Below are 21,612 nucleotides of genomic sequence, written 5' to 3'. Positions count from 1 at the left end.
CCCCTCAGACCGTTTCCCGCGTCTCCCAACGGTCCCGGAACCACACCAACGTCTCCGCGAGCAGTTCGAGGTTGCCGTTCTTCACCAGCAGGGAGAGGCGGATGTTGGGGCGCAGCTCAAGCTTTCCCTCTGGGATGTGTACGCCCTCCAACTTGTTGAGACGCGTGAGGAGTTCGGCGCGTAGCGCACGGTCGGTGAACGGGTCCCGCGTGGCCAGGTACTGGAAGACCACCTCCGCCGTGCCGCCCCTGCCACTACCCGGGTACAGCGTCATCGGCCAGATGCCCCGGCCGGGTGCGCCTGCCTGGCCGAGCATGAGGAACGCGCTCGTCATGACCTGGCCCGCCCCGTGTCCGATCCAGCCGCCCAGTTCTTCCCAACGGGCGAAGAGCGTCCGGACCGCCTCGACCGTCTCCGGGGAGTCGTCCGCCGCGAGCTGGCGAAGGAAGCGGTCTGCGCGTGTCTCCTCGCCCTGGCCGGCGCTGGTCGTGCGCTGCGCGGTGTCTTCGGCCTCGGCTCGGTCGTCGTCCTCGGTGACGAGCAGTGCGAGGTCGTCTGCGGTGAGCCGCTGCGCCGGGTCGGCGGCGCCGGTCACCGTGAATCGGATGCCGTCGGCGGCCAGGCGGGAGCGGACGTCGTCGCCGTCGTCGTCGGACGTCCAACGGAAACCCTCGGAGACCTTGCCCTCGGACGTGAGCACCCGGTACGCGCCCACCACCCCCGGCGTGCTCGCCAGGTGGTTGCCCACGGCCTGGGCGCCCGAGCCGAGGAACGCGGCGAGGTCGCCGTACGACGTCCACGTGCCGTGCGGGAGTGCCGCCAGCACCTGGTGTGCCAGATGCCAGTCCCGGCTGCGCTGCGCGCGGCCGACTCCACGTAGCGGGGCGGGCCACAAGGAGATTGCACGGTCGGCGAGTTCGTCGGCGCGGGCGAGGATCTCCTTCGCGCCCCAGCGTTCGGTCGCGGCGATGCGGCGGTTCATCTCCAGGTGACTGCCATGGAGAAGGCCCTGTTTGCGCTCGAAGGGATGGTTCGACAGCTCGGAGTTGACCGCGGTGAGCGTGAGGTTCCCGAGGGTGTGTTGCAGGCGGGAGTGCAGATCCTTCGCGCTCTCCCCGTCAGCCGCCTCCTCCTCCAGCATCTCGAGCCACTCGTCGCCGGGCGACTGCGGCATGACGTGCTCGATGGTGAGCTGGGCTGCGGCGAAGTCCACCGGCTCCGGATGCTCGTAACTCTCCTCCAGCCGCTGCAGCACCACCTTCCGCTGCTGTGAGCGTCCGAACTGGTAGAAGGGCGCCTTCTGGATCTTCTCGCGCAGCTCCCTGTCGTCGGGCCAGAACCGGTTCTCGGAGGAGAGCAACTGGTGCAGCCCATCGGCGACGGGCACGTCGAGCGGGAGTTGCCCGGGCACGGACTGGAAGATCCTGTTGAGGTTGTTCGTCGGCACGCGGCAGATCATCCGGCGTACCAGGAAGCTCTCGATGTACGACATCGCACGGGCGGTGTCGGTTGAATCGAGGTCTCCGCGGGCGCGGCGGTCGAGGAGCAGCATCAGTGCGGGGTAGGTGACCTGGGCCTGCCAGGCGTTCAGGCGGAGCAGATGAGCGCGAACCGCTGCGTCCGGCTCCTCCTCGGGGTGGAGCAGGCGGCGGAAGACGGCGGCGCGGCCGTACAACTCCCTGATGTAGTCCTCGATTTCCTCCTCGCTCGCCTCGTCGCGCTCGAAGCGCTGCTGCTGCGCCGCGTACAGGTCCTGGCGGCGTACCCGGTCGTCGCCGTCGAGGACCAGTTGCAGCCACATGAGCTGTTCCAGCTCTTCGTTGCTCAGGCTGTCCTGCAGCGGGAGCCAGTACGTCTCGTAGACGTGCTCGCCGCGTGTGGTCAGCTTCATGAACAGGTAGTTGCGCAGCAGGTCCGCCTGGCTGAGCTTGAGCCCGGTGTTGTTGAGGGACTCGAAGATGCGGTGCACGTTGTCCCCGTGCTGGGCGGTCACTGCCACCAGCGTCAGCCGGGAGGTGATGGCCTGCTCGATGCGGAACACGTCCTGCGGGGCGGACGGGTCGGCAGCCTCGACGAGCTTTCGGCGGAAGAAGCTGTAGGCCGTGGCGACACTACTGCCGACCTGCTCGGTCAGTGGTCCGCGGATGTGCGCGGCGAACTGTGTCCGGTCCGCCTGGGTCGGCAGCAACCGGAAGTGGTCGATGCCGGTCTGCCACTTGTTGATCAGGTACTGCTCGTCGATCCGCTCGGCCTGACGCGGCTCGGCGTCCTTGACGTGATCGCGGATCGCGGCCAGCGCGAGGGAGAGCGTGGTCAGCCGCTGCTGGCCGTCGACGACGAGCCATCGGGAGAACGTCGCATCGTTCTGCGGCGACGGCGCGAGGACGACGGACCCCAGGAAGTGTGTGTTCGCCTGCTCACCGCGCTCGATCAGCTCGGCCTGCTCCAGGATGTCACTCCATAACTGTCTTAGCTGCTTCTCCGTCCAGGAGTACGTCCGCTGATAGAGCGGCACTTGGAACTGCTGAGCCTTGCCCTGCACGAGATCGGCGAACAGCGTCTCCTTCGCCTGCATCGTGGTCCCCCCTTGGCAGTTGGAGCGGTCGTGGCACGTGGGAACGACGATAGGGCCGCTTTCCGCAGACAGTTGCCAGAACGCTGGGACACCGCGGCCGGGCGGCCGCATTCCATCTGTGGATGTGCCACGAGCACGCCGGACTGGTAGACAGCGGAGGTGGATGCCGCCGGATGTCAGAAGTCCGGCAGCAGGACGAACCGAACCACCAGGGCGAGGACACAAGACATGCTGCTGGCCGAGCAGGCACTCACCGGACTGAGGCTGCGCGGACAACAAGTGCAGGCCGCTGTCAGCGTGTTCGCCGACGAGGCCCGCCGGCGCTCCTCAGTCGGCCTCGGCGCGGTCGACAGCAGGGCATTGCTGACCGTCTTGCATGACCTTCCAGCGGACGTCCCAGTATCGGCGTCTTCGCTCGATGCCCATGCCCTGCGGATGCTCCACGCCGCGCCGCCCGGCGTGGTCGCGCTGGTGGAGGGTGAGGGCATCGTCGTACGGCAACTCGTACCCGCTGCCTGTGTCGAGCTGGTTCTTCTCCGCGGACCACGAGGCGTCTCACCCCGCGCATGGGACTCCGCGGTTCGGGACGCCTCGCAGTTCGCGCCGTTCTGCGCCCGCGGGGTCGTCGTATCGCGCCCTGCGGCGGCATCAGGGCAGCACGACTTCCCATCACCTGACGACCCCGACATGGACCTGCTTCTCTTGAAGGCCCGCTTCTATGGGGTCGGCGTAGCCACCCAAGAGCCGGCGGGGCTGCGTTGGCTCCTGGAACCCGCCCCCTACCGGCCTCGACGGCACTCCGCTGCCCAGTGGCTGTTCCATGAGCAGGCCTGGCGTCAACTAGGGCCGGAATGGTCCTGAGTCCGGTGCTTCCCTCTCGTGGGCAGCGCGGGCGGACTCCAGCGGCGCCAGGCCTGAAGCACCTTCGGAAACGAGACCTCCGTGTCCGTCTGGGACGACAGTAGGCGGTGGTATTCCCGGGCGTCCGTGAGTTGCTGACGCCACCAGCCGATGCGGTCGTCGCCTGGGAGGGTGGCGTCCAACTCCTCATGCAGTGAGTAGAGTTCGCAGACAGTGTGCAGCAGGGCCCGGAGGACGTCCGCGTCGCTGTCCGTGAAGCGGGTGAGAGCCGCCCCTGCGCACACCGCGCAGTCGCAGGTCCACGGATCGACGTGGGCGAACCAGTCCTGGAGCGTCGCCACGCGGTGGTAACGGAGCAGGCGCCGGACCAGCACCACTGGAAACGGCTTGTGGCCGCCACCTCCGCTGTCGGGCCGTGGAGCCACACCGTGCCGGAGTACGGCCGAGGCGCCGACCGCCGCACCCAACGCCCCGTGCGCCATGGCATCAAAGGCCGCGAGATCAGTGCGCCAGAGAACGAGTCGGGGACAGGATCGGCACAACTGCCGTAGCCCTTCGGAGGCTTGGTCGCGTTCGAGTGGGTCGCCGTCCGCCTGCATGATCAACGCCACGGGATGCCGACAGCTCCGGATCTGCTCGGCGAGGTCGGGAAGGGAAGAGCGCCGTAACCATCGCCAGCTGCACGGCAACAGTACGACGGTGTCCCCGCGGCGCAAGTGGTTGGCCTGACGGATTACGGCCTTGAGTACCGACGCGTCGCCCACCTGGTCAGCCGGGATGAAACACGTGGGTGTGACGGCATAGGACGCCTTGTTGTCGCGCTGGCCGTCGAGAATCTCATTGAGCCCGGCGAGGTCCAGGTCGCGCCAGCCGTAGTTGGTCTTGAGACCGAACGGTGCATCAGTGGTGGCGATCTGTTGGGTGTGGCTGCCCTGGTCCATGACCACAGTCGTCTCGGGCCGGGCGTTGCGTATCTCCCTGCACCTGACCGGCGCGGCAGCACCCGTCAGCACCAGTCCGCCAGTGCGAACCGGGATGTACGGGAGCACGTCGATCGCCAGCTGGTCGTTGACCATGATGAGCAGACGGTCCCGCAGCATTTCGTCTACTGCCTCGATCCCAGCCCCCACGAGATCGTCCCCCTCACGGTTGTCAGGCCGCCCCGCTGTTTCTCACTGTCAGAGCAGTGAAATGAACGGCGCAAGACCGCCTGCCAGGGGCGGAGCGGTTCTCGGACAGGGGATGATGGCGCCCAGAAGAGTTCGAGCTTTCCGTCAGCACCCACCTGGTGAGGCGGCGGGAAGGATCCTTCAGAGGACTGACATCGCCGCGAGGTAGCGTCAGGCACTGCGAAGAGCCACTTCAGGAGCCGCCGATGGACGACGACCTTCAGCTGATCAGCGACGGCGACGGCCTGGCCGTCATTGGAAGCCCGACGGCTGTCGAACGCTTCCTCGTCTCCGAAGGACTGCCGTCGAAGGATCTCGGACTGCCGAGGCTCGGCCCCACCCTCAGTGCTGTGGCTGGAGCAGCGCAGAAAGGTGCCGAGATCGCGGCCGACTCGGGCCGCTGGGTGAAGTTGACCGAGCAGTCGGCGCACGCTCTCGAGAAGTACGGGCTGATGAAGGGCTCGAACTCGGGTGTAAGCCGTGCCGTGTTGACGAAGAACGGCAAGATCAAGGGGCTCCTCGAACTGGAGAAGACGCCCGGATCGTTTCTCACCAACCCGGCACGCCTGGCCGGTGCAGCGGGGCTCATGGCGCAGCTTGCGATGCAGCAGACCATGGACGAGATCACCGACTATCTCGCCGCGATCGATGCGAAGGTCGACGACGTGCTCCGCGCTCAGAAGGACGTGGTGCTGGCGGACATGATCGGAGCGGGCCTCGTCATAGAGGAGGCCATGACCGTTCGAGAGCAGGTGGGCCGGGTCTCCGCGGTCACGTGGTCGAAGGTGCAGGGCACGGCGATGACGATCGCGCGGACCCAGGCCTATGCGCTGCGTCAACTCGACGCGCTCACCGAGAAGATGGAGCACCAGACCAAGATCGGTGACCTTGCCAAGACCTCCAAGGACGCGGAGGTCGCGGTGGGGGAGTGGCTTGCCGTTCTGGCCCGTTGCTTCCAACTGCACGACGCGATCTCCGTGCTCGAACTCGACCGCCTACTGGACGCATCCCCGGATGAACTGGACCGGCATCGCCTCGGACTTCAGGTTGCCCGGCAGAACCGTAGGGAGCTCATCTCGCAGAGCACCGAGCGTCTGCTGGCCCGCGTGGACGCGGTCGTCGACAGGGCCAATACGAAGGTGCTGCTGCACCCGACCGCGTCCCCGGCCGTCGTGCATGCGGGCAATCATGTCGCGGTCGCCGTCGTCGACTTCCACGGGCGGCTCGGGATCGAGCACGGTCGACAGTTGATGGACGCGAGAAGGTGGTTGGACGCCGCCGCGGAGGCGGGGGAACGGGCGCTCGACACGGGAGCCGGAGGCGTCAACGCCGCCAGGCGTCTCGGTAACGAGACCCTCCATCGGGTCAGATCGGTGACGGGCAGGCTCTCCAGCGAGATCGGCGAGCGAGCGCTCCGTCGACGGGGGGACGACGAGGAACGTGGGACACCGGCTGAACCGGTGGAGCAATGAGCTGAGCCCCACCGGACGCTCACGATCGTGCAGACTTCTTCTGAGCCGTACCAGTCATCCAGGACTGGCAGATCCAGCGCGCCAGCCCACCCACGGCGATGGCCGCGACGATGGCTCCCCAGTCGATGACGTGTGGCAAGCCGGGCCATAGGGCGAAGAACGCGAGTGTGCCGATCAGGCCTACGAGCAAGGCGGCGGCGCCGGCTCGCTGCCGTCGGGTCTCCTGTGCCTGGTCCGGATTCGTCGCCTGGTGCTGCTCCGCCATGGGGGACTCGCTTCGTGATGGGGTGGCTCTGACTTACGCGGTGCACTCCATTGACGTGGAGATGGGCGCGCGCCCTGCCATAACGAGGGAGCCTCTGCGCAGAGTTGTTTTGCATACGGTCGATCTCGCACCGTCGGCGCGGATGATGAGGGTGCGTACGAGGCGGAGTCTGACGGTGAGCTCACCGGGGCAAGGGTGACCGCTGATGTCTGCGATTGTGCAGAGGGCGCTCTCCGAGTCGCCTTCCTGCCCCGGCGTAGAGCTCGACTTGTCTCCCTCTCTTTGCCTACGGTCCGGCTCGCGTCGTCAGGCGGAAGTCGCCTCCGCCGTCAGCCGTTCGTCCAGGGTGTGGATGATCGTGGCGGCCTTCTCGGCCGCCTCGTCGTCGTCAGGGGCGCCGATCACGGCCATCAGTGACTCCACCAGGGCCATCTTCAAGTCGTCCGTGGGGCGGGTGTCCTCGGTTATGGGCGTCGTCATCTGGGGGTCTCTCCTCGGGGTCGTCGTGGGGTCTCAGAAGGCGTTGCAGGCCCGGAAGATGTGGGCGAAGGAGGCGATGGACGCCGGGCCGTCGAAGGCTACGTACTCGGGGAGGCAGGCGTGCGGGGCCCACTTCTCCTTGTAGTCCAGCTGGGTCTGCGCGGGGTACAGCGCCGCGCCCTCCGCCCACAGGAAGTGCATCAGCCACTGGAAGGACGGGCTGGCGCCCGGGAGTTCGTTCGCCTCGTCCAGGCCCGTGAACGGGGTGAAGCCGAAGTGGAGCCACTCCACGCCCTCGGCCGTGAACTTCTCGATCGCGTGGGCGTTGATGGCCTCCATCAGACCCGGCGAGCCGTTCGGGATGCGGCGGCTCAGGTCGTGCATCCAGCCGGCCTTGGTGCCGTAGACGGGGGAGTAGGAGATGTAGCTGACCGGGGCGCCGTCGATGCTGCCCACGAAGAGGCGGCGGTGCTGTTGGGCTTCGCCTCCTACCTGGCCCACCAGGAACTCCAACGGCCTCGCGTGGTCGCCCTTTGAGCCGAGCCACGCCCTGTCGATCGTCTCTAGGGCCTCCTCGCAGTTCTCCGCCGGGACCTCCTCGATCGTCAGGCCGTTGCGCAGAGCCCGGGAGATCTTGTTGCGCAGCTGCATGAAGCGCGTGCCGCGGAGGGTGAAGTCGGGCAGGTGCACCGCCCAGGACGCGCCTATCTGGTTGACCGTGAAGCCGGCCTCCCGGTACTGCTCGGCGTCGGGGCGCTGGAGTTGGACGGAGACCAGCTGGAGCTGTTCGGCGCGGGCGTACTCGCGCAGGCCCTCCACCAGCTTGCCGTAGGCGTCGGGTGCGGCGAACGGGCCGCCGAACTGGACGAGGTGGCGGCCGGTTCGACGGTAGATGGCTACGCCGTCCACGCCGGGGAGGGTGAAGACGCTGTTTCCTGTGTTGAGGGCCAGGAAAGAGCTGGGGTTGTCTGATTGGGTGTGCGTCTTGATTGCCCGCAGGACGGGGTTGTCCAGGGTCGTTGCGCTGGTCGCCGACATAGCGTTCCTTCCTTGGGGACGCGAATCTTCTGTCGAAAGTAGAGCACCTTCGAATACCGCTTCGGTAGAGCTGCCGGGAACGGTTGTGAGGGTGTCAGGCAGACGTCAGGGTGATGTCAGCGGGGCATGGCAATGTATTTCTCGAGAGCAGGGCGGGGAACCGAAAGGGGAACCGGACCGGATCTCAGGGAGAGGTGCCCGGAGTGGCTTATCGGGGACCGTGCAAATGGTCGGGCTCATCGAGTCCGCGCAGGTTCGAATCCTGCCCTCTCCGCGCAGTGTGTAACAGGGAGAGGTGCCCGGAGTGGTTTATCGGGGACTGTGTGAATGGTCGGGCTCTTTGAGTCTGCGCAGGTTCGAATCCTGCCCTCTCCGCGCAGGTGCAGTAGGTGGTTGCTGGGAGAGGTGCCCGGAGTGGTTTATCGGGGACCGTGCTCACGGTCGGGCTCATTGAGTCCGCGCAGGTTCGAATCCTGCCCTCTCCGCGCATGGTGTATGTCCCCGCCGACAGGGTCGGGGGTCGCGGGCCTCATGGGCGAATGAGGTTCCTGGCCTCCGGCCCTTTCCTTTGTTGCCGGCGTCGGGCTTCATCAGTCCGCGGTCAGGTGGGCGTCAGCAGCGGCTGATTCCATCAGCCCATGTTCCTGCCCCCTGACCATCTCACGTACAACCATCCGCCTCTTACCCGGTGACGCCTTATGGAGCATGCGATGAGCGAACAGGCCCTGGTGGTGGAGAAACTCTCCGAGCTGCCCCGGTCCGAGCGGTCGGAATATCTTGAGGACTTGGTCGTCGCGGAGTTCAGGGATGTTCTCCTCATGGGCGGCGACGAGGAATTTCCCATCGATCAGAGTTACTTCTCCCTCGGGTTCACCTCGCTTCGGATCATGGAAGTGAAAACCCGGCTGGAGGCTCTGCTCGGGTGCACGCTCAGCACGAACGTCCTGTTCAACAAGCCTACCGTCGAGAACCTGCTCGAATACCTGGCCGACGAGGTCCTCGGCGACCTCATGCCGTGACCACTGCGGGCTGTCGAGAAGAGGGAAGACCGTAATGTCGAAAACCCCGCACAACGAGCCCATCGCACTGGTCGGCATGGGTTTCCGGCTCCCGGGCGGCAATGAGTCGCCCGAGGGGTTCACCGAGTTCCTGAAGAACGGCGGGTCCGGTATCCGACCCGTCCCCGAGGACCGGTGGGATGTCGCCGCCCTGAAGCCCCGCCCCGACGAGGGCGACGAGCCCGAGCTCGGCAAGGTGCGCACCACCGGCGCCGGATTCCTCGACCAGATCGACCAGTTCGACGCGCCGTTCTTCAACATCTCGCCCAAGGAAGCCGCGTTCGTCGACCCTCAGCAGCGACTGCTCCTGGAGACGGCCTGGCAGGCACTGGAGCAGGCCAACATCAACCCCGCCGAACTCCGGCACGGAAACGGCGGCGTGTACGTCGGCGCCAGTTCCATCGACTACGCCCTGGAGATGGAGGGACTGCCGTACGAGGAGCTGGACGGGCATCTCGCCGCCGGGATCACGCTCTTCCCGCTCTCCGGCAGGCTGTCCTACTTCTTTGGGCTCCGTGGGCCCAGTCTGACGGTCGATACTGCTTGTGCTTCCTCGCTCACCGCCACCCATCTCGCCGTCGAGGGGCTGCGCAGCGGCGCCTGTGACGTCGCCCTCGCCGCCGCCGTCAACTGTCTGCACCACCCGCGCATCTTCGTGATGTTCTCGCACGCCAACATGCTGGCCCCGGACGGTCGTTGCAAGACCTTCGACGAGGACGCCGACGGGTATGTGCGGGCCGAGGGCTGTGCCGTGCTCGTGCTCAAGCGGCTCTCCGACGCACAGCGCGACGGCGATCAGGTGCTCGCCCTCATCCGCGGCACCGCCATCGGCGAGGACGGCGAGAGCGCCGGGCTCACCGTGCCCAACGGGACCGCCCAGGAGACCGTCATCCGCGCGGCGCTGCGCAACGCCGAACTGACCCCCTCCGACATCCAGTACGTCGAGGCGCACGGCACCGGCACCCCGCTCGGCGACCCCATCGAGATGGGCGCCATCAGCGATGTCTTCGCCGACTCCCACACCGCCGAACGGCCCGTCACCGTGGGCTCGGTCAAGACCAACCTCGGGCACACCGAGCCGGTCGCCGGCATCGCCGGTGTCATCAAGACCGTCCTCCAGATGCGGGCGGGGACCATCTTCCCGCACATCAACTTCAGCAAGCCCTCCGGCCGTATCCCCTGGTCGAACATTCCCGTGACCGTGCCGACCGAGAATCGGCCGTGGGAGGTGGACGGCACCCCGCGGCGCGCCGTCGTCAACAGTTTCGGCTTCGCCGGGTCCATCGCCGCCGCCGTCATCGAGGAGGCTCCCGCCAAGGAGGTCGCACCTTCGGCCCCCGCCGACGACGGCGGCCACGTCTTCACCCTCTCCGCCAAGTCCCGCCGCTCGCTCGGCATGCAGATCGAGCGCTACCGGCAGCACCTGGAGCAGAACCCGGGCGTCGACATCGGCGACCTCTGCTACACCGGCAACGTCGGGCGCAGCCACTTCACCCACCGGGTGGGCGGCCTCGTCACCGATCACGCGTCCCTGAGCGCGCTGTTGCAGCGGGCCGCCGATACCGCCGACGGGCCCGGCCGCCGCAACGACGTACGCAAGACCGCCTTCATGTTCGCCGGGCAGGGGTCGCAGTACCCGGGCATGGGGGCCGCGCTGTACCGGCAGTTCCCCGCCTTCGCCGCCCAAGTCGACGCCTGTGACGCGCTGTTCGCCGACAAGCTCGGTCGGTCCGTCAAGGACCTGATGTTCGCGACGGACACGGACACGGACACGGGCGCCAATGGCGATGAGCTCCATCAGACCCTCTACTCCCAGCCCGCCCTCTTCACCTTCGAGTACGCCCTCGCCAAGCTGTGGATGTCCTGGGGTCTGCGGCCCAACGTGCTCATCGGGCACAGCATCGGTGAGGTCACCGCGGCCGCCGTCGCCGGGTTGTTCAGCCTGGAGGACGCCACCGCGCTCGTGGCCGCCCGTGCCCGGCTCATGCAGTCGGTCACCGCGCCGGGCGGCATGGCCGCGGTGGGTGCGCCCGTCGAGGACGTCGCGCCGCTGCTGGAGAAGTACGACGACCTTGCCGTGGCCGGGGTCAACTCGCCGCAGCAGACCGTGATTTCCGGCGGCGAGGAGTCGCTCGCCGACGCCATGGCGGCGTTCGCTGAGCGCGGACTGCGCGTCAAGCGGCTCACCGTCTCGCACGCCTTCCACTCCCCGCTGATGGCGGAGGTGTACGACGCCTTCCGCGCCGAGATCGCCGGCATCGAGTTCCACGAGCCGGCTCTCACCCTCATCTCCAACGTCACCGGGAAGGTCGCGCGGTTCCGTGAGATCGCCGACCCCGACTACTGGGTCCGACACATCGGTGCTCCGGTCCAATTCGCCGACGGTATGCGGACGTTGGAGAAGCGCGGTCGGCATGCCATGATCGAGATCGGGCCTTCGCTCGGGCTGAGCGCGCCGGCCAAGCAGTGCGTCACCGCGCAGGATCACCTGTGGCTGGCCAGCTCGCACCCGACCGACACCGACGGGCGGACCGTCCGCAACGCCGTGGCGCAGCTGTACGGCGCCGGATTCACCCTCTCCTGGACCGGTTTCCACGCGGGGCGGGAACGCACGGCCGTCGCGCTGCCGGGCTACGCCTTCGACCGCAAGCGGTACTGGCTGCCCACCACCGCCAACCGGCGGCACGGCCTCGGCACCCGGATCGCCGACACCAGCGGTGTCCACCATCCGCTGCTCGGCGCCGAGACCAGTACGGAAGAGCAACGGGCAGTGGGGATAAGGGAGTTCTCCGCCGTCATCAGTGCCGAGCAGCCCGGCTATCTCGCCGCGCACGTCGCCATGGGCAAGGTCGTCTTTCCCGGCACCGGATATCTGGAGATCGTGCTCGCACTCCAGGACGCGGTGCTCGGGCACACCCGCCGTGCCGTCCGTGACGTGAGCCTGCGGGAGGCGCTGATCCTCGACGCGGACACCCCGACCCGGCTGCGGACCCGGCTCGCTCCGGGCGCGGACGGTGTCTTCGCCGTCGAGATCGTCAGTCTCGTCGGCAGCGGTGAGGACGCCGTCGAGCGGGTGCACGCGACCGCCGTGCTGTCGGCCGCCGACGAGGCGCAGGACGGACCCAGCGACGCCGCGCGGGCCCTCGTAGGACTGGCCGGCGACGGGGAGCGGCCGTCCGATGTGCTGCGGGCGGAGGACGTGTACGCCGCCTACGCCGGCGCCGGACTCGACTACGGGCCCGCGTTCCGGCTGATGCGGTCCGTCACCCGGTTCCCGAGCGGGCTGACCGTCGGTGACCTCCAGGGCGTCGACGCGGGGCCGTTGGAGCATGTGCCGCCGGCGCTGCTGGACGCGGCCATGCACAACATGGGCGCCCTCGCCGACGACGGCAACTCTTATCTCCCCGTCCGCTTCGGGCGGTTCACCCTCTTCCGCAAGCCGCGCGCGCATGAACTGCGGACACTGCTGCGGCTCGTCCCGGCCGACTCCGCGGACGTCGACGTGTGTGCGGACGTACTCGTGCTCGAAGGCGACGATCCCGTCATGGAGTTGCGTGGGCTCGGGCTCAAGCAGCTGGCCGACACGCCCGGTTCGCCGCGTCGCAGCTTCTTCCATCAACTGCGGTGGACCAAGCGGTCGTTGACGGGCCAGGACGCAGTCGCCGAGCGGCGGGTGCTGCTCGTCGGGCGGCCCGACGACGGGTTCCGGGAGACCGCCTCCCTGCTCGCCGGGAGCGGCGGACGGATGTTCTTCGCCGACGGCGCGGACGAGGCGGGCGCCCTGCTGGTGCAGGAGCGGATCACCGACGTGGCCTGGCTCTGGCAGGACGGCGTGGACGGGCTGCGGGCCGAGTCCGAGCGGAACTACGCCCGGCTGCTGGCCCTGCTCGCCGTCCTCGACCGAGAGGGCTTCGGGCGGGACCAGCGGCTGTGGCTGGTCACCGAGCAGGCCCAGCCGCTGCGCGGGGACGACCCGGCGCGGACCCGGCTCGCCGCGGCCTCCCTGTGGGGCTTCGGGGCCGTACTCCTCAACGAGTACCCGTCGTACCGGACCACGATGATCGACCTGCCCGCCGACGGCACCGGACCGGCCGCGCTCGCCGCCGAGCTCACCGCGCGGGAGACCGGCGACTTCCAGGTCGCCTACCGCGGCGGCCACCGGCACGTACGGCGGCTCGTCGCCGACGATGCGCGGGCCCGCCGGGACAACGGGTTCGGGCTCGCGGTCAAGGAGTACGGCACCTTCGCCGGCATCCGGCCCGAGCGCGTCGAGGAAGTGGCGCCCACCGGTGACCAGATTCAGGTCCAGGTCGCCGCCGTCGGCCTCAACTTCAAGGATGTCCTCAACTCCCTCGGCATGATGCGGGAGTTCGGCGAGCAGCCGCTCGGCTTCGAGTGCGCCGGAACCGTCGTCGCCGCCGGACCCGACGCCTCCTTCGCGCCCGGCGACGAGGTCATCGTCAACTACCTCGGGCTCATGCGGCGCCGGGTGACCGTGCCGTCCGCGGTCGCCGTACCCAAGCCCGCCGGGCTCGACTTCACGCAGGCCGCCGGACTCATCTCCGTGTACGTCACCGCGTACTACGCCCTGCACCGGCTGGCCGGCATGAAGGCCGGCGACCGGGTGCTGGTGCACGCGGCGGCCGGCGGCGTCGGACAGGCCGCCGTCCACCTGGCGCGGCTGGCCGGGGCGGAGGTCTTCGCCACCGCGAGCCCGCACAAGTGGCCGCTGCTGCGCGAGCAGGGCGTCGAGCACCTGATGAACTCCCGCACCCTCGACTTCGCCGACGACATCGAGCGGATCACCGGCGGGCGCGGCGTCGACATCGTCCTCAACAGCCTCAACAAGGACTTCATCCCCGCCGGCATGAAGTCCCTCGGAAAGAACGGGAGGTTCGTCGAACTCGGCAAGGTCGGGGCGTGGACACCGGAACAGGTCGCCGCGGAGCGGCCGGACGTCTCGTACTTCAACTTCGACCTCAGCGAACTGCCCGAGGACCGGCTGATCCCGCTCAACCAGGAGATCATGCGGATCATCGTGGACCTGGTGGCGGCCGGGGACCTGCCCGCGCTGCCGGTGACCGGGTACACCCTCGACGAGGTCGAGGAGGCGTTCGGGGTGCTCAGCCGCGGCGCCAACATCGGCAAGCTGGTCATCGAGTTCGACGACCCGTCCGCCGCCGAGGCGCGCCCCGTCGAGCTGCGGTCCGACCGCGTCTACGTCGTCACCGGCGGCCTCGGCGGTCTCGGTCTCGTCGCCGCGGAGAAGCTCGTCGACCTCGGCGCCGAACAGGTGGTGCTCGTCGGCCGCCGCAAGGAACCCGTGGCCGACGTCGCCCATCTGCTGCGACGGCTGCGCGAGCGGGCCGAGGTCACCGTCCTCCAGGGCGACGTCTCCGACCCCGCGGACATCGCCCGGATCATCGCCTCCCTCAAGCGGGCGGGGGTGCCGGTCGGCGGCATCGTCCACGCGGCCGGTACCACCGCCGACCAGCCGGTCGCCGACCAGACCTGGCAGAGCCTCGACGAGGTCTTCCAGGCCAAGGTGTACGGCTCCTGGCTGCTGCACGAGGCCACCGCGGACCTTCCCGAGCTGGACTTCTTCGTCGGGTTCTCCTCGGCCGCCCCGGTCGTCGGCGCGCCCGGCCAGTCCAACTACGCCGCGGCGAACGCCTACTTGGACACGCTGATGGTCTGGCGGCACGCCCAGGGACTGCCGGGTCTGTCGATCAACTGGGGGCCGTGGGCCGAGGTCGGCATGTCGGCCAGGCTCGGCGAGGCGCTCATCCGGCGCTGGGAGGACGAGGGCATCAAGCTCTTCTCACCCGGCCGTGGCGCCCGCGCCTTCGCCTCGGTGCTGGGCCGTCCGCTCGGCCAGCTCGTGGCCGGCGAGGCGGACTGGGACCGGTTCACGTCCGCCAAGCCGGTGCGCAACGCCCTGTACGAGCGGCTGGTACGGGCCGGCGGCGGCGCCGAGGCACACGCCCTGGACCTGGAGGCCCTGCGCCAGCTGCCGCAGGCCGAACGGGTCGCGGCGCTGGAGGAGCTCGTACGGGCCAGGACCGCCGAGGTGCTGCACCTCGACGACCCCGACTCCATCGACCCCTACGCCGAGTTCGCCCAGGTCGGCCTCGACTCGCTGGTGGCGGTGGAACTGAAGACCAAGCTGGAGGCGGCACTTCGCCTCCCCCTCCCGCCCCAACTGGCCTTCGACCACCCGTCACCGGTGCAGCTCGCGACGTTCCTGGAAGGGGAGTTGACGGCCGCGGCGGCAGCCTGACCGAGGGGCCGGGGCGTGGAGCCGTACGAGCTCCACGCCCCGGCACCCCGCGCAAGCCCCCTCGGCACCCCGTACGGCTCCCCACCCACCCCACGAGCCCCACCCCGGCACCCCGCAAAGGAGACTTCCGTGGCCGGACCGAGCACGGACACCATTGCCGCCCGATCCCTTCAGCACGCCGCCCAGCGGCCGGACCACCCGGCGATCATCTGCGAGGGCCGTGAGACCACCTACGCCGAACTGCACCGGGCCAGCAACCGCACCGCCCACGCCCTCACCGCCGCGGGCCTGTCGCGCGGTGACCGGGTCGCCTTCCTCGGGCGGGAGAACGAGCACTACTACGACCTCGCCGTGGGCTGCGCCAAGACCGGCGTGGTCCTCGTCCCCATCAACTGGCGGCTGACCGCGGGCGAGGTGGACCACATCCTGCGTGACTCCGGCGCCCGGATGGCCTTCGTGCAGGGCGAGTTCCTGTCCGCCGTCGAGCGGGTCCGCGACAGCCTGCCCGACCTGCGTGAGATCCACCGCTTTGACGGCGACGGTCACCCCGCCGAAGGCTTCCTCGCCTGGAAGGGCGACGCCCCCGACACCGACGTGGACGTGGCGGTCGGGACCGAGGACCCGATGGTGCAGATGTACACCAGCGGCACCAGCGGCCTGCCCAAGGGCGTCGTCCTCGCCCACCGCACCTTCTTCACCTTCGTCGAGCAGATGCGCCGCGCCGACTGCGACTGGATCGACTGGCGGCCCGAGGACCGCACCCTGATCTGCTTCCCCGGTCTGCACTCGGGCGGCATGGCCTGGTTCATGCACGCCTTCAACGTCGGTGCCACGTCGGTGGTGATGGGGATGTTCGTCGCCGAGGAGGCCGTACGGCTGATCCCCGAGCATCGGGTCACCACCGTGTGGGCGGCCCCGGCGATGCTCGACATGATGATGGCCGAACACCGGGCCGGGCCGGAGGCGTTCGCCTCGCTGCGCAAGGTCGTCTACGGCGGCGCCCCCATCTCCCCGTCCCAACTGGAGCGCTGTCTCAGCGTGTTCGGCTGTGAGCTCGCCCAGATGTACGCAGCCGCCGAGACCGGCAGCGTCGTCACCTGCCTCACGCCGGCCGACCACGTCCTGGGCAACCCCCGGCTGACCTCGGCCGGCCGGGTCTGCCCCGGCAACGTCGTACGGATCGTCGACGAGGACGGCAAGGAGCTGCCGGCCGGCGCCATCGGGCAGGTCACCGTGTGGACGCCGGCGCACTTCGTGGAGTACTTCCGGCAGCCGGAGGCCACCGCACGGGCGCTGCACGACGGCTGGCTGAAGCTCGGCGACGCCGGATATCTCGACGAGGACGGCTATCTGTTCCTCTGCGACCGGATCAACGACACGATCATCGTCGCCGGGCAGAACATCTACCCCGTCGAGGTGGAGAACGCGCTGCGGGCGCACCCCGCGGTCGCCGACGTCGCCGTCGTCGGCGTCCCCGACGCCCGCTGGGGCGAGACGGTCCGCGCCTGCGTGGTCGCCGCGCCGGGCGCCGAGGTCACCGGGCGTGACCTGCTGCTCTTCCTGCGTGGCCGGCTGGCCGACTTCAAGATCCCCAACAGCTACGAGTTCCTGGACGTCCTGCCCCGCAACCCCACCGGCAAGGTGCTGCGCCGTGAACTGCGTCAGCGCATCGCGGCGGCCGCGGGATGACAAACGCACCGAACATCAGCCCACCACCTCAAGGAGCGAGATGACCGAGCCCGTCGCCGCCGGGGCGGACCGCTGGTTCCAGCCGGAGAGCGCACCCGAGGCCGGAACCCGGATCTTCCTGCTGCACTACGCGGGGAGCGGGGCGTCGATCTACCGGGACTGGCCGCCGCTGATCCCCGCCGACGTCTCCACCCAGGCCGTCCAGCTGCCGGGCCGTCAGGAGCGGCTCGGCGAGGAGATGTTCACCGACGTGGGCCCGCTCGTGGAGACGCTGGCCGACTGTGTCAGCGCCGAACTCGACGGCCGCCCCTACGCGGTCTTCGGGCACTGCATGGGGGCACTGCTCGCCTACCGGCTCACCGTCGAGCTGGCCGAGCGCGGCGAACAGCCCCCCGTGCTGCTCGGCGCCTCGGCCTGGGCGCCGCAGGGCTTCCGCACCCCGGCGCCCGAGCAACTGCGGGTGCCGCAGAGCGAGTTGGTGGAGTGGGCCCGGGGTCTGGGCTCGCTGCCCGAGGCCATCCTCAACGACACCGAGGCACTCGGGCTGATGATGCCGGCCATGCGGGCGGACCTGGAGGTCTGCGCCAGCTATCACGACGACGCCGCCGAAGTGCCCTGTCCGATCGTCACGTACAGCGCCGACAAGGACCCGCTGGTGGACCCGGAGGCCATGGACTCCTGGGTGCCGCGCACCACGTCCTACCTCGGCAACCGCCTCTTCCGGGGCGGCCACTTCTTCCTCCACGAGGAGACGACGACCATCACCGCGGACTTCGTCCGCCTGCTGCTCGGCCGGGCGGCGGCGGCCAGGTCCGCGCTGTGAACGACCCGGAACAGCACCCGGAACAGCAACCCGCCACCGAAAGGGAGTCCGACATGACTCTGGTCAACCCCAATGACTTCGCGGACCGTTACGTCGCCGCCTGGACCGAGACCGACCCGGAGGCCCGGCGCAAGCGCGTCGAGGAACTCTGGGCGCCCGACGGCAGCTACGCCAACGCCATCGCCGTCGTCACCGGCCACGAGGCCATCGCCACCCAGGTCGGCTACGCCCACGACGCCTACGCCACCGGCGGGTTCACCTTCCGCTCCTGCAACAACGCACGCGGACAGCACGACACCCTGCGCTTCAACTGGGTGATGGTGTCGGAGACCACCGGCGCCCTGGAGGCCGTCGGCTTCGACTTCGTGACCCTGGACGACGAGGGCCGGATCGTCACCGATCACCAGTACTTCGACACGCCGCCCAGCTATGTGGTCCCGGCGCCCGGGGAAGCAGCCGCCTGACGGTTCTGCTCCTCTACTCCGCTGCCCCTGCCGGCTCCTGCCCGGCAGGGGCAGCGGCGTGCAGCCGGGTCAGCAGCGCTCCCGTGTTCGCGTCGGCCGGCAGGAACGCCTCGACGGCCAGCTCGGCGACGGTCACGTCCAGCGGCATGCCGAAGGTGGCGATCGTACAGAACAGGGAGAGCTCCATGTCCTGGTAGCGCAGGCGCAGCGGCAGGGTCAGATCGGCGTTGTCGCTGCGCGGCGGGTGCGTCGGCTCGGGGCCCGCCGGATACGTGCACAGTTCGTCGTACAGCTCCGAAAGGCCCGGCTCGGCGGTGAGTTCCACGCGTCGCCGCAGCCGCTGCATCAACTGCGCGCGCCAGTCGGGGAAGTTGAGGATGCGCGGCTGCATGCCCTCGGGGTGCAGGGCGAGGCGGAGCGCGTTGACGGGGGAGCGCAGCAGATGGGGCGCGGCGCCCTCCGCGAAGAGCGCGAAGCCGCTGTTGCTGAGCACGATGTTCCAGTGGCGGTCCACCACGAGGGCGGGGAAGGGTTCGTGCCCCGACAGGATCTGGCGGAGCGCATCGTGTACGGGGCGCATCTCGGCGGCATCCAGGGGAGAGTCCGTGTAGGCGGGCGCGTAGCCGGCGGCCAGCAGCAGCTGGTTCTGCTCGCGCAACGCCAGTTCGAGTTGTCGGCCCAGTCGCAGCACCATCTCGCGGCTGGGCTTGGAGCGCCCGGTCTCCAGGAAGCTGAGGTGACGTGCGGAGATCTCGGCCCGGGTGGCCAGCGCGAGCTGGCTGTAGCCTCGCTGCTCCCGCCACTGTCGCATCAGCTCACCCACGGAGCGGGACACTTGCCGGCTTACCTGCACCTCGGTCATCTCTTCACCCTGCATCATTCCGGGCGTCGGGGACAACCGCGGAAGACGGTCGCCCGAGCGGTCCGCGAGCGGCGACGGGGGACACCGCTCACGGACCGCCGTGTCCCGGCCCGCGGCACCTGCGAGTGCGCCGCGGACCGGGGGTCTGCGGGGGTGTGCGCGACTACGCCTGCGCCTGGTGCCGTCCGGCACCGACGAAGCGATGGTGCTCGCGGATCAGGCCCTGCTCGTCGCGGAGCAGGAAGTCCACGCCGGTCTCGCCCGTCGCCGTGCGCCACGGGTAGCGGAAGGCGTCGTGCTGGGCCGAGGCGCTGCCCGCCCGCTGCCGGGCCCCGCTTGCCACGAGGGCCGCGGCGATGGCGTCCACACCGTCGTGCGCGCCGGTCTCGTCGACGTAGAGCGCGCCCGGCAGATAGAGGTCGGCGACCTCCTTGCGCGGTTCCTCGGCCGTGCCGGCCGCCAGGTGCCGTTCGGCCTGCGCGTCCAGCTCGTCCGTGGGCATGGGCGGCTCGTTGAACTGGTAGTCGGCGATGATGCGGCCCTCGTCGTCGAGGAGTACGACGTCGAAGCCGACCGCGAGCACGGTGTCGGAGTCACCGGGAGTCATCAGCCAGTTGAACGTCAGCGCGCCGGCGTGGCCGACCGGGTTGTCCCCGGACCGGAAGCGCAGGCCCTGTCCGGCCACGAACTGGTCGTGCGCCTCGGTGACCCGGGCCACCAGCTGCTCGGTGCCCTGGAAGCGGCGGGTCTGGGTGTAGTGGAGCCCGTCCGGGGTCCACAGGTTCGCCACCTCGGCCCCGCGCGCGGCGGCGTCGGGCTCGTTCCAGACGGCGACGTAACGCTTCAGCAGGTCGTCGGCGTTCAACGTCAACTCTCTCTCTGTGTGAGTGTCGGAGCGGCGACACGAGGGCCGCCGCTCCAGGGGGTCGTGCGGGGGGTGCCGGTGGGGGGTGCCTCCCGGCGTTCGTGCGGTGGTGCTCGCGGGAGCTACTTCCCGGCGTTCGTCCGCGGCAGCGCCTGCACCAGCAGGGCCAGGGCCGCGGCGACCCCGACGAGGAAGTAGATCCCCATGTCGAAGGCGTGCGCGTAGGTCGAGGCCACGGGGTGGTCGCCGAGCGCGTTGTAGAAGATCACGCCGATGATCGCGACGCCGATCGAGTTGCCGATCTGGAGGCCGGTGGTCAGCACACCGGAGGCCGAGCCCGCGTACTGCGGGTTGACCCGGGCGAGCACGGTGGACGCCAGCGGCGCGACCGCCAGGCCCATGCCCGCACCGTCGATCGCCAGGCCGGGGATCAGCCACGCGGTGTGGCCGCCGTCGCCGAGCTGGGCGGCGGTGATGCCGATGACGATCAGACCGACGGCCATGATCACGGCGCCGACGGCGATCACCTGGCGGCCGAGCTTGGCGGCGAACTTCGTCGCGTTCATCGAGGTGTACATGTAACCGGCGCCGATGGCGGCGAAGAGCAGCCCGGCCTCCAGTGCGCTCAGGCCGCGGCCCGCCTGCATGTACAGGGCGAGGACCAGGAAGAACGACGCCTGGCCCATCCAGAAGACCAGCTGGCAGCCGAGGCCCACGACGAACGCGCGGTCCTTGAACATCTCCATGTTCACCAGCGGCGAGCCGCCCCGAGCGGCGATCGACCGCTCGACGCCCACGAACACGGCCAGCAGCACCGCGAACGCCGCGAAGCAGCCCCAGGTCCAGGCCGGCCAGCCCTTCTCGCGGCCCTCGATGAGCGGCAGCACCAGCGCGACCAGCGCGAGTGTGATCACGCCGACGCCGAGGAAGTCCAGCTTGGGCTTGCCCTCGGCCTTCGACTCGGGGACCAGCTTGACGGTCAGGGCCATGATCAGCAGGCAGATCGGCAGGTTCACCAGGAAGCAGGCACGCCAGTCCAGGCCCGCGATGTCGGCCTCGATCAGCAGACCGCCGATGAGCTGCCCGAAGACGGCGGCCAGCCCCATGGCCAGGCCGTACCCGGCGAACACCTTCAGCCGGGCCGGGCCGGTGAAGATCGTGCCCAGCAGGGCCAGCACCTGGGGGGCGAGCAGTGCCGCGGCCAGGCCTTGCAGGACCCGGGAGAAGACCAGGAACTCACTGGTCTGCGCGACACCGCACAGCAGCGAGGCGATCGTGAACAGGCCCATGCCCAGCAGGAACATCCTGCGGCGGCCGAAGAGGTCGCCCAGCCGGCCGCCGGTGATCAGGCCGACGCCGTAGGCCAGCCCGAATCCGGCGACCACCCACTCGATGGCCGAGGCGCCGGCATGCAGGTCCGTCTGCAACGAGGGGATGGCGACATTGACGATGAAGAAGTCCAGCGTGGTGATGAAGACACCGGCGAGCACCGTCGGCAGGATCAGCCGGTGCGGTACGGCCGGGGGCGCGGCCGCCGGTGCGCCCGGGGACGACGCCGGGGCGCTGCGGTTGGTCTCGGTGGTCATCCTTCGTAACTCCCAACGAACACACGGATGTTCAGCTGCGCCCACGGCCGGATGGCCGATGGGTCGAGTGCGAACTCCAGCGTGTCGCCGGGGCGGCCCGGGGGTCAATTACCTACCAGGTAATC

15 protein-coding genes and 3 tRNA genes are annotated in these 21,612 nt (G+C 69.3%); 10 read left to right on the top strand and 8 right to left on the bottom strand.

Features of this window, described 5'->3' with window-relative positions:
- Window positions 1-4 precede the first annotated feature (4 nt).
- The gene (locus EJC51_RS15260; protein WP_126271587.1) at window positions 5-2,575 is read right to left on the bottom strand and encodes a GmrSD restriction endonuclease domain-containing protein; all 2,571 of its coding nucleotides are present in this window, start codon (window positions 2,573-2,575) and stop codon (window positions 5-7) included.
- Between the two features lie 228 nt (window positions 2,576-2,803).
- On the opposite strand from EJC51_RS15260, the gene EJC51_RS15255 reads away from it, so the two are divergent.
- A complete protein-coding gene (locus EJC51_RS15255) occupies window positions 2,804-3,436 on the top strand; it encodes a hypothetical protein (protein ID WP_126271586.1) in 633 nt (210 codons plus the stop codon).
- On the opposite strand, the gene EJC51_RS15250 is transcribed toward EJC51_RS15255, so the two are convergent.
- Window positions 3,412-4,566, bottom strand: coding sequence for a hypothetical protein (locus EJC51_RS15250; RefSeq protein WP_244362639.1), 1,155 nt, complete (start codon window positions 4,564-4,566; stop codon window positions 3,412-3,414). The genes EJC51_RS15255 and EJC51_RS15250 overlap by 25 nt on opposite strands.
- A gap of 245 nt (window positions 4,567-4,811) precedes the next feature.
- On the opposite strand from EJC51_RS15250, the gene EJC51_RS15245 reads away from it, so the two are divergent.
- Complete coding sequence (locus EJC51_RS15245) at window positions 4,812-6,077, top strand: hypothetical protein (protein WP_126271585.1); 1,266 nt, start codon at window positions 4,812-4,814, stop codon at window positions 6,075-6,077.
- 19 nt (window positions 6,078-6,096) lie between these two features.
- Here EJC51_RS15245 and EJC51_RS15240 read toward each other — a convergent pair whose 3' ends face one another.
- The 3 genes from EJC51_RS15240 to EJC51_RS15235 all read right to left on the bottom strand — a co-directional run bounded on the left by EJC51_RS15240 (window position 6,097) and on the right by EJC51_RS15235 (window position 7,860).
- A complete protein-coding gene (locus EJC51_RS15240) occupies window positions 6,097-6,342 on the bottom strand; it encodes a hypothetical protein (protein ID WP_126271584.1) in 246 nt (81 codons plus the stop codon).
- Between the two features lie 306 nt (window positions 6,343-6,648).
- Entirely contained in the window at window positions 6,649-6,822 is a 174-nt protein-coding gene (locus EJC51_RS47720) for a hypothetical protein (protein WP_166682859.1), read from the bottom strand.
- A gap of 33 nt (window positions 6,823-6,855) precedes the next feature.
- The gene (locus EJC51_RS15235; RefSeq protein ID WP_126271583.1) at window positions 6,856-7,860 is read right to left on the bottom strand and encodes a DUF2156 domain-containing protein; all 1,005 of its coding nucleotides are present in this window, start codon (window positions 7,858-7,860) and stop codon (window positions 6,856-6,858) included.
- 188 nt (window positions 7,861-8,048) lie between these two features.
- Between EJC51_RS15235 and EJC51_RS47715 the strand changes: the two genes are divergently transcribed.
- The 8 genes from EJC51_RS47715 (at window position 8,049) to EJC51_RS15205 (ending at window position 18,174) form a co-directional block, all read left to right on the top strand.
- Window positions 8,049-8,134: transfer RNA gene (locus tag EJC51_RS47715), tRNA-OTHER, on the top strand.
- A gap of 15 nt (window positions 8,135-8,149) precedes the next feature.
- A tRNA-OTHER gene (locus EJC51_RS47710) sits at window positions 8,150-8,235 on the top strand.
- A 24-nt stretch (window positions 8,236-8,259) separates the two neighbouring features.
- Window positions 8,260-8,345: transfer RNA gene (locus EJC51_RS15230), tRNA-OTHER, on the top strand.
- A gap of 225 nt (window positions 8,346-8,570) precedes the next feature.
- Window positions 8,571-8,879: an acyl carrier protein gene (locus tag EJC51_RS15225; protein WP_126271582.1), complete on the top strand. Its 309-nt coding sequence runs from the start codon at window positions 8,571-8,573 to the stop codon at window positions 8,877-8,879.
- A 34-nt stretch (window positions 8,880-8,913) separates the two neighbouring features.
- Window positions 8,914-15,198 carry a type I polyketide synthase gene (locus EJC51_RS15220; protein ID WP_126271581.1) on the top strand — a complete coding sequence of 2,095 codons (6,285 nt, stop codon included), beginning with the start codon at window positions 8,914-8,916 and terminating at the stop codon, window positions 15,196-15,198.
- 129 nt (window positions 15,199-15,327) lie between these two features.
- Window positions 15,328-16,887, top strand: a complete 1,560-nt coding sequence (locus tag EJC51_RS15215) for a long-chain-fatty-acid--CoA ligase (protein WP_126271580.1) — start codon at window positions 15,328-15,330, stop codon at window positions 16,885-16,887.
- A gap of 40 nt (window positions 16,888-16,927) precedes the next feature.
- Window positions 16,928-17,710: a thioesterase II family protein gene (locus EJC51_RS15210; protein WP_126271579.1), complete on the top strand. Its 783-nt coding sequence runs from the start codon at window positions 16,928-16,930 to the stop codon at window positions 17,708-17,710.
- Between the two features lie 53 nt (window positions 17,711-17,763).
- Window positions 17,764-18,174, top strand: a complete 411-nt coding sequence (locus EJC51_RS15205) for a nuclear transport factor 2 family protein (RefSeq protein WP_126271578.1) — start codon at window positions 17,764-17,766, stop codon at window positions 18,172-18,174.
- A 13-nt stretch (window positions 18,175-18,187) separates the two neighbouring features.
- On the opposite strand, the gene EJC51_RS15200 is transcribed toward EJC51_RS15205, so the two are convergent.
- The 3 genes from EJC51_RS15200 to EJC51_RS15190 all read right to left on the bottom strand — a co-directional run bounded on the left by EJC51_RS15200 (window position 18,188) and on the right by EJC51_RS15190 (window position 21,487).
- Complete coding sequence (locus tag EJC51_RS15200; RefSeq protein ID WP_126271577.1) at window positions 18,188-19,036, bottom strand: helix-turn-helix domain-containing protein; 849 nt, start codon at window positions 19,034-19,036, stop codon at window positions 18,188-18,190.
- 163 nt (window positions 19,037-19,199) lie between these two features.
- Window positions 19,200-19,907: a hypothetical protein gene (locus EJC51_RS15195; RefSeq protein ID WP_126271576.1), complete on the bottom strand. Its 708-nt coding sequence runs from the start codon at window positions 19,905-19,907 to the stop codon at window positions 19,200-19,202.
- A gap of 116 nt (window positions 19,908-20,023) precedes the next feature.
- A complete protein-coding gene (locus EJC51_RS15190) occupies window positions 20,024-21,487 on the bottom strand; it encodes an MFS transporter (RefSeq protein WP_126271575.1) in 1,464 nt (487 codons plus the stop codon).
- Between the last annotated feature and the right edge of the window lie 125 nt (window positions 21,488-21,612).

The sequence above is a fragment of the Streptomyces aquilus genome, assembly GCF_003955715.1.
GTDB lineage: Bacteria > Actinomycetota > Actinomycetes > Streptomycetales > Streptomycetaceae > Streptomyces > Streptomyces aquilus.
The sequence above is the reverse complement of the archived record's forward strand: the minus strand, read 5'-3'. Positions and strand labels throughout refer to the sequence as shown.

Bases quoted from the DNA above. Each gene is read 5' to 3' on its own strand.
- EJC51_RS15260 (WP_126271587.1), bottom strand. From the start codon at position 2,575: ATGCAGGCGAAGGAGACGCTGTTCGCCGATCTCGTGCAGGGCAAGGCT.
- EJC51_RS15255 (WP_126271586.1), top strand. From the start codon at position 2,804: ATGCTGCTGGCCGAGCAGGCACTCACCGGACTGAGGCTGCGCGGACAA.
- EJC51_RS15245 (WP_126271585.1), top strand. From the start codon at position 4,812: ATGGACGACGACCTTCAGCTGATCAGCGACGGCGACGGCCTGGCCGTC.
- EJC51_RS15240 (WP_126271584.1), bottom strand. From the start codon at position 6,342: ATGGCGGAGCAGCACCAGGCGACGAATCCGGACCAGGCACAGGAGACC.
- EJC51_RS47720 (WP_166682859.1), bottom strand. From the start codon at position 6,822: ATGACGACGCCCATAACCGAGGACACCCGCCCCACGGACGACTTGAAG.
- EJC51_RS15235 (WP_126271583.1), bottom strand. From the start codon at position 7,860: ATGTCGGCGACCAGCGCAACGACCCTGGACAACCCCGTCCTGCGGGCA.
- EJC51_RS15225 (WP_126271582.1), top strand. From the start codon at position 8,571: ATGAGCGAACAGGCCCTGGTGGTGGAGAAACTCTCCGAGCTGCCCCGG.
- EJC51_RS15220 (WP_126271581.1), top strand. From the start codon at position 8,914: ATGTCGAAAACCCCGCACAACGAGCCCATCGCACTGGTCGGCATGGGT.
- EJC51_RS15210 (WP_126271579.1), top strand. From the start codon at position 16,928: ATGACCGAGCCCGTCGCCGCCGGGGCGGACCGCTGGTTCCAGCCGGAG.
- EJC51_RS15205 (WP_126271578.1), top strand. From the start codon at position 17,764: ATGACTCTGGTCAACCCCAATGACTTCGCGGACCGTTACGTCGCCGCC.
- EJC51_RS15200 (WP_126271577.1), bottom strand. From the start codon at position 19,036: ATGACCGAGGTGCAGGTAAGCCGGCAAGTGTCCCGCTCCGTGGGTGAG.
- EJC51_RS15190 (WP_126271575.1), bottom strand. From the start codon at position 21,487: ATGACCACCGAGACCAACCGCAGCGCCCCGGCGTCGTCCCCGGGCGCA.